This window comes from Streptomyces sp. NPDC050211, from assembly GCF_040656035.1.
Classification (GTDB): Bacteria; Actinomycetota; Actinomycetes; order Streptomycetales; family Streptomycetaceae; genus Streptomyces.
Map to the genome: position 1 here is coordinate 26689 of NZ_JBFALC010000087.1, position 7124 is coordinate 33812.

General features: G+C 73.2%; 6 protein-coding genes. All 6 read left to right on the forward strand.

Features of this window, described 5'->3' with window-relative positions; genetic code table 11:
• Positions 1–264: 264 nt before the first annotated feature.
• Positions 265–1569, forward strand: coding sequence for a DUF4157 domain-containing protein (locus AB0I98_RS44495; RefSeq protein WP_362951788.1), 1305 nt, complete (start codon positions 265–267; stop codon positions 1567–1569).
• Between the two features lie 169 nt (positions 1570–1738).
• A complete protein-coding gene (locus tag AB0I98_RS44500) occupies positions 1739–3301 on the forward strand; it encodes a phage tail sheath family protein (RefSeq protein WP_362951789.1) in 1563 nt (520 codons plus the stop codon).
• A 35-nt stretch (positions 3302–3336) separates the two neighbouring features.
• A complete protein-coding gene (locus tag AB0I98_RS44505) occupies positions 3337–3777 on the forward strand; it encodes a phage tail protein (protein ID WP_210573033.1) in 441 nt (146 codons plus the stop codon).
• Positions 3774–4268 carry a hypothetical protein gene (locus AB0I98_RS44510; protein ID WP_301982621.1) on the forward strand — a complete coding sequence of 165 codons (495 nt, stop codon included), beginning with the start codon at positions 3774–3776 and terminating at the stop codon, positions 4266–4268. Before AB0I98_RS44505 ends, AB0I98_RS44510 begins: the two co-directional genes overlap by 4 nt.
• Entirely contained in the window at positions 4265–4423 is a 159-nt protein-coding gene (locus tag AB0I98_RS44515) for a DUF6760 family protein (RefSeq protein WP_163014002.1), read from the forward strand. Before AB0I98_RS44510 ends, AB0I98_RS44515 begins: the two co-directional genes overlap by 4 nt.
• A gap of 4 nt (positions 4424–4427) precedes the next feature.
• The coding region (locus AB0I98_RS44520; RefSeq protein ID WP_362951790.1) for a hypothetical protein at positions 4428–7124 on the forward strand (2697 nt) is incomplete at its 3' end.

Genomic DNA, 7124 nt, shown 5'->3' on the forward strand with positions numbered 1-7124 from the left:
CGGAACGTACGTCTGGGGCGTGAGGCCCGCGGTGATCCAGCGGGACAACCCCGTTGCCCGAAGGGGCAGAGTTCCCCGGCGGCCGTGCCGGGTGGCGCCGAGAGTCTGGTACTACGGGCTTCGACCCTGTGGAAAGGACTGCGGATGCGTGCCCACGAACAAGCGAAAGAGGTCGACGGGCACGGGCACGCGAGGGCGCGGTCGGCGGTGTCGTCAGCGGGTGTCCTGGCACAGTCAGCTGCCGGAGCGACGACACTGGCCGGGATGCTCGCTCTGCAACGCTCGGTGGGCAACGCCGCCGTGGCGCGGATGGTGGCGCGGGAGCGGCACACGCATACCGTGGAGTGCGGCCACCTCCGGGACGCACAGGGCATACAGCGTCGCGTGGCGCCCGGGGACGCGGCGGACGTGGACGTGCCCGTGCAGCGCCGTGCGCGCGTGCCCGACGTACTGAACTCCCCGGGCCGCCCCCTGCCGGAACCCGTTCGGAAGGAAGCCGAGGCCCGCATGGGTGCGGACTTCTCCCAGGTGCGGGTCCACGACAACAGCGACGCCCGTGCCTCGGCCGCCGACATCGGCGCCCGCGCGTACACGTCCGGCCATCACGTCGTCTTTGGCGACGGCGGCCGCGACAAGCACACCCTGTACCACGAGCTGGGGCACGTCATCCAGCAGAGCCAGGGTCCCGTCGAGGGCACCGACATGGGTGACGGTACGCGGATGAGCACGCCGGGCGACCGGCACGAGCGTCAGGCGGACACCTGGGCCGACAGGGCTCTGTCCCGGCCGGCCTCCGCCGTGCAGCGCGCCCTCGAGGACGAGGGAGACGAGGCTCACGGACAGCACCGGGTTCACGGTCCGGGCGTGGTGCAGCGGATGGCCGGGGCGGGCACGAAGAAACGCGCGAAAGACAGTCCGCCGCCCACCGACCCGCCCCCCGCCAAGGAGGGACGGCGAGCCACCAGGTCCAGCGGCAAGAAGGTGGATCTCAGCAGGCCGGTGCTGACCTTTGACTCCGAGTACGACGGGGTGGGGACGCAGCGGCTGGCCGACAAGCAGAAGATCTCGTTCCGGCAGGACGCCACGCTGAGCCGCCCCGACGGGGCACCGCAGAGCACGGCGTACTACTACCACTTCTGGCAGGAGGTCAGGGACGAGTACGTATCGACGGACGAGAGCGGCAAGGAATACCCGCAGCCCCTCGGGCCCTGGAAGCAGGACCTGAACTACTGGCCGCCGTACAACAACGCGGTCATCAGCAACACTCCGGGCTCGATCACCTTCAATGACAACCCCGGCTGGTCGAGCAAACGGAAAATCGAGTCGGGGCAGTGGCTCAAGTCCTACCGGGTCAGTTTCCGGTGGAAGGTCGCCTACGCGAATGGCAGCAAGTTCCGCCGGGGCGAGGACGGCACCCAGGCCCAGTGGACCAGTCCGCCGATGACCCACACGTTGACCTCCGCCTTCGACGCGAACAACCCCGACGCCGAAGCCCCGGTCGTCGCCGCCCCCGCGGGTTCAGGCCGCTGGACGGTCAATCTGCCGGCCCAGGAACAGGAAGAGGGCTGAGGAAACCGCACCTGCCGCGGCCCGCAGTGGACCGCGCGGGCGAACGGAGCGTCCGGAAAGGCAGCGGTCTTGCCCCCGGCCAGGTCCCCGGGTCCCTGTCACCTGCCCCACCCGTCCCCGCAGACTCGGCCTGGACACAGGTGACAAGCAAGGACGCTAAGGAGCGAACATGCCGACGTACCTCACCCCGGGCGTATACGTGGAGGAGGTGCAGTCCGGTGCTCGACCGATCGAAGGGGTCGGCACCGCCGTCGCCGCGTTCGTCGGGTTCGCCGAGCGCGGCCCCTTCCACGCGCCGACGCTGGTCACCAGCTGGGACCAGTACACCCAGGAGTTCGGCGGCTTCACCGAGGGCACCTATCTGGCCCACGCGGTCTACGGGTACTTCTCCAACGGCGGCGGCGCCGCGTACGTGGTGCGCATCGGCGGTTCCGCCGAGGACGCCTCCGCCCCGTCGGCGAACGGCGCCCGGGGCAAGCGGGACGCCAGGGCCGTGGAGCCGGTGGAGCTGGGCGGCTTCCTGGTCGCGGCCAAGCCGGGGGTGACCGGGGTGTCGGTGGAGGTCGCCGACGCGGGCGGCGAGAACCCGCCGGAGGACCGCTTCAAGCTGCTGGTCCGCAGGGGCGACGAGGTCGTGGAGACGTACGACGCCTCCACCCGCAAGAACGTCAAGGGCTACCTGGTCAACCAGGCCCGCGCCTCCAAGCTGATCGAGGTCACCGAGCAGCGCGGCGCCAGCCAGGCCAAGCCCGCCACGCAGACCCTGGCGGTCCCCGACGCGCCGGGCGCCCCCGCCACGAACGGCGCCGGCGAGGTGGCCCGCCTGAACCCCGCCGAGTACGTCGGCGACTCCGCGGCCCGCACCGGCTTCGGCGGCCTGGAGACCATCGACGAGATCACCATGGTCGCGGTGCCGGACCTGATGAGCGCCTACCAGCGCGGCGACATCGACGCCGAGGGCGTGCGCACCGTACAGCTCGCCGTGATCTCGCACTGCGAGCAGATGGGCGACCGCGTCGCCGTCCTGGACAGCCCGCCCGGGCTCTCCGCCCAGCAGGTGCGCACCTGGCGCAACGACGAGGCGGGCTACGACTCCCGCTACGCCACCCTCTACTACCCGTGGGTGCGGGTCTTCGACCCGGCCCTGGGCCGCAACACCACCGTCCCGCCGAGCGGTCACGTCGCCGGTGTGTGGGCGCGCAGCGACGGTGAGCGCGGTGTGCACAAGGCACCCGCCAACGAGGTCATCCGCGGCGCGGTCGACCTGGAGCTCCGGCTCAGCAAGGGCGAGCAGGATCTGCTGAACCCGATCGGCGTGAACTGCGTACGGGCCTTCCCGGGCCGCGGTATCCGGATCTGGGGTGCCCGCACCCTCTCCTCCGACCCGGCCTGGCGCTACCTGAACGTGCGCCGCCTGTTCAACTACCTGGAGGAGTCCATCCTCCTGGGCACCCAGTGGGTGGTCTTCGAGCCGAACGACGACCGGCTGTGGGCGAGCATCCGCCGCAACGTCACGGCGTTCCTCCAGGAGGAATGGCGCCGGGGCGCGCTGTTCGGCCGCACCGCCGAAGAGGCGTTCTACGTGAAGTGCGACCGCGACAACAACCCGCAGGAGTCCATCGACCAGGGCCGGGTCGTCTGCGAGATCGGCGTCTCGCCGGTCAAGCCGGCCGAGTTCGTGGTCTTCCGGCTGGCCCAGTTCTCCGACAGCACCAGCCTCATCGACGAGTGACCCGCCGGGTCCTCAAGGAAAGGTGACAGACAGTCATGGCAACGGGCGATGCTCTTTCCACCCACGTCTTCGGCGTGCAGCTCGGTGGCTACCTGGTCGAGTCGATCCAGGAGATCAGCGGACTGACCGTCGAGGAGGAGGTCGTCGAGGTCAAGCAGGTCAGCGACCAGGGCAAGCAGATCATCCGCAAGCAGCCCGGCGCGCGCCAGGCCGGTGAGATCACGATCACCCGGGGACTCGACCAGAGCAGCGAGTTCACCAAGTGGATCAAGGAGACGCTGAACAACGGCGCCGTCAACACCGCGCGGCAGAACCTCACCATCGAGATCAAGGACACCGAGGGCAACACGGTCCGCCGCATCCAGCTGATGCAGGGCTGGGCCTCCAAGTGGGAGGGCCCCTCGCTGAAGGCGGGCGAGTCGTCGCCGGCCACCGAGTCCGTCACGATCACGTTCGAGGAGATCGTCGTCGAATGAGGCGCCGTACGGTGACGGCGGGCAACCTGGACGAGATCCTCCAGGCCACGGCGCCCGCCCAGGCGTCGGAGCAGGCGGCGGCCACCCCGGCCGCCGCCCCGCCGCGCCGCGAGGACCACGGGCTGCGCACCGAGTTCGAGTTCGAACTGCCGCGCGGGTACGTCGACGACGAGGGCACGGTGCACCGGCACGGCTCGATGCGCCTGGCCACCGCCCGCGACGAACTGCGGCCCCAGATCGACCTGCGGGTCAAGGAGAACCCGGCGTACCTGAGCGTGGTGCTGCTGAGCCAGGTGATCACCCGGCTCGGCAACATCACCGATGTGCACGCCGGGATCGTGGAGCGGATGTACGCCACCGACGTGGCGTTCCTCCAGGACTTCTACCGCCGCGTCAACAGCGAGGGCCACACCCGCGCCGCGGTCACCTGCCCGCACTGCGAGGGCGGCTTCGAGGTCGACCTCTCGGGTGGGCGCCTGGGGGAATCGTGACGTACGCCCTTCCCCGGCTCCGGGAGGAGATCGCGTACATCGCCTATCACTTCCACTGGCAACGCGAGGAGATCCTCGACCTGACCCACGGCGAACGCCAGCAGTGGGTGGCCGAGATCGCCCGTATCAACACCCGCATGAACGAAGGCGGTTGAGCACATGGCATGGCGGGACAGGCTGCGCCGCCGGGCCGCCGGAGCGGACGGCTCCGGCGCCGGGCAGAGCGGCCGGTCCGGCTCCGGCGATTCGTCTGGGTATGCCCCGGGTGCGTCGGGTGACGGCGGGGGCACGTCCGGTGCCTCCCGCTCCTCCCTGCCCGGCGACTGGGACGGCGGCTGGCGCCGTACCGCCCCGCCAACCCTCACCGTGGCCCGCGCCCCGCTCGGCGTGAGCGACGGCCTCAGCTTCCGCGCAGGCCTTGCCTCCTGGCAGAACCCGTCCTTCGACAACGGCCTCGGCCACGCCCTGCTGCCGACCGCTCCGACCGGCGTGGTCCGCGGGGTGACCCGCCCGGCCGCTCCCCAGCCCAGTCGCGCTGGTGGGGGGCCGCTGCTGCTTCGGGCGGTGCGGGCGGAGGGGGCGGATGCGGGGGACTTGGGTAGCGGGGGGCTGGCTTCGGGTTCGTCCGGTTACGGTTCGTCCGGTTCTGGTTCTTCCGGTACGACGTCCCGCTCGGCGCCCTCCGGGGCCGGGCCCGTGGTTCAGCGTTCGGCCGACGCTCCGCGCACCCGTGGCATCACGTCCGCGGATTCTCCCGCCGTACTCTCCTCGTCGGCTCCCGCTGTCCAACGGGCTGCGGAGCCGGGCGCTGCCGCTGTCGTGACGCCCGCCGACACCGGCCGTTCGGCCGTCGCTCGGGAGATTCCGCTGGTGCGACGGGTCGCGGTGGTCCCGGGTGCGACCGCCGGCGTGCCGGGGGCGGACTCCGGGAGCGCGTCCCGGTCGCCGGGAGGTTCGGGGGGGCGTACGACGTCCGGACCGGCTGTCCAGCGCACGGCGACGGGGTCACGGCCGCAGGTATCCACTCCCACCGACACGCCCCAAGTGGCCGTCCAGCCGCGCCCGGTGGGGCCACGTCTGACCGTCGCACGGCGCCAGGCCGGACCTGCTCGCCGCGTCCCCGCCCTGCGACCGGCCGCGCCCGACACCCGCCCAGCCCCTGATGCGTCCGCTGGTGCCTCCGCGCCGGCGGCCGGGACGACGGCGCCCGTACAGCGTGCCGCCACACGCACGGGCAGCCGCGCCCCTCTTGGCGCTCCGCTGACCGAACTGCCGTCCACGGCAACACCGTTGGCGGAGGGCACGCCCGTCCCGCGCTCCGCGTCAGGCACCGGATCCGTGCCCGGTCCGGCTCTTCCCGTCGTGCAGCGCCAGACGGAAGCCGGCGGTACGTCGGACAGTGGTGCGCGAGGAACGGCTCAGGAGAGCCCGGCCCCGCGCCGGACGTCCGACGCGGGACGGTCCGGGGCCCGCGCGCGTGGTGGCCTGGGCGCTCCGCTGCCCGCGCTGCCGCCGAGCGCCGACGTGCCCGGTTCCACGTCGTCCGGCGCCCGCGCTTCCCGCCCGGCGTCTGCGCCCAGCCCGGACATCCAGCGTGCTCCGGCCCGCCGGGACGGCCGCGGCTCAGGAACCGCGCCGGGCCGCGAACGTACGCCCGCCGAGACCGCACCATCCGCGCCGGGCCCGGACATCCAGCGTGCACCGGCCCGCCCGGGCGACCGCGGCTCAGGAACCGCGCCGGGCCGCGAACGTACGCCCAGCGAGATCGCACCATCCACGCCCGGCCCGGACATCCAGCGCGCGCCGGACGGCGACCGTACGCCCACCGAGACCGCACCGCCCGTGCGCGGGGAGAGCGGAACGGACGCGCCGCTGCTGGGGTCGGTCGACGTCCAGCGCCGCGTCGCGAACCCCTCCGCCACAGGGGACTCCGCGTCACCCGGCCACCCCACGGACCACGGCACCGGACCTGCCACGCCTTTGGTGACGCCGTCCCCGGCCACCGCGTCCGAAGGGCCCGTGAGCGCGGCAGCCCCGACAACTCCCGCAGCCCCGGCCGGGAACGCCCCACGCCCCGGCGTGCAACAGCCCTCAACTCCCGGGGCCCCGGGTCCGGTCGTGGTGGCGCGCGCTTTGGCCGACGGCGCTCCGGATGCCAAGACTTCGGCCGCCGACCGGCCCACTGCCCCGGGGCCACCCCGCGCCGCCCGGACCCCCAGCGCGGCCGACTCGCGACCTGTCCCTGTGACCGGTTCCGCGGCACCCTCCGCCCAGGAGGCGCCCCGCACCCACGGCACCCCGGGTCCGGTTGTGGTGGCGCGCGCCCTGGCCGAAGGCACTCCGAATGCCCGGACCCCGGCCGCCGACCGGCCCACTGCCCAGGCGGCCCCCCGTACCCACGGCACAGCCGACTCGCGCCCCCTCCCCCTGACCGGCACCGCAGCCCCCTCCGCACCCCGCACCCTCCAACTGCTGCCCGCGCGCCCGCTCACCCTCAGCACCCGGGCCCCGGAAGGCGCTGCACAGCCCGCCGCCACCCGCCCCGGCAACCGTCCCGTAGTGCCGATGCGCTGGCCGGGCGACCCGGCCGCCCCCCAGAGCCAGGGCGGCACCGGGACGCCCGCAGGCCCTTCCTCGGCGACCCCGGCGACGCCGCACGTGCAGCGGTCCGCGACCCCGGGCCCCGGACCGGCGGCCCCACAGGTCCAGCGGGCCACAAGCGCGCACTCCGGACCGGCGGCCCCACTGATCCAGCGAGCCGCGGCCGGACACCCCGGACCGGCGACCCCGCAGGCCCAGCGGTCCGCGACCCCGCACTCCGCCCCGCAGAACTCGGGCGCACCAACGACCGGTTCC

Coding starts and splice junctions, on each gene's coding strand:
- AB0I98_RS44500 (WP_362951789.1), top strand. CDS start 1,739: ATGCCGACGTACCTCACCCCGGGCGTATACGTGGAGGAGGTGCAGTCC.
- AB0I98_RS44495 (WP_362951788.1), top strand. CDS start 265: ATGCTCGCTCTGCAACGCTCGGTGGGCAACGCCGCCGTGGCGCGGATG.
- AB0I98_RS44510 (WP_301982621.1), top strand. CDS start 3,774: ATGAGGCGCCGTACGGTGACGGCGGGCAACCTGGACGAGATCCTCCAG.
- AB0I98_RS44505 (WP_210573033.1), top strand. CDS start 3,337: ATGGCAACGGGCGATGCTCTTTCCACCCACGTCTTCGGCGTGCAGCTC.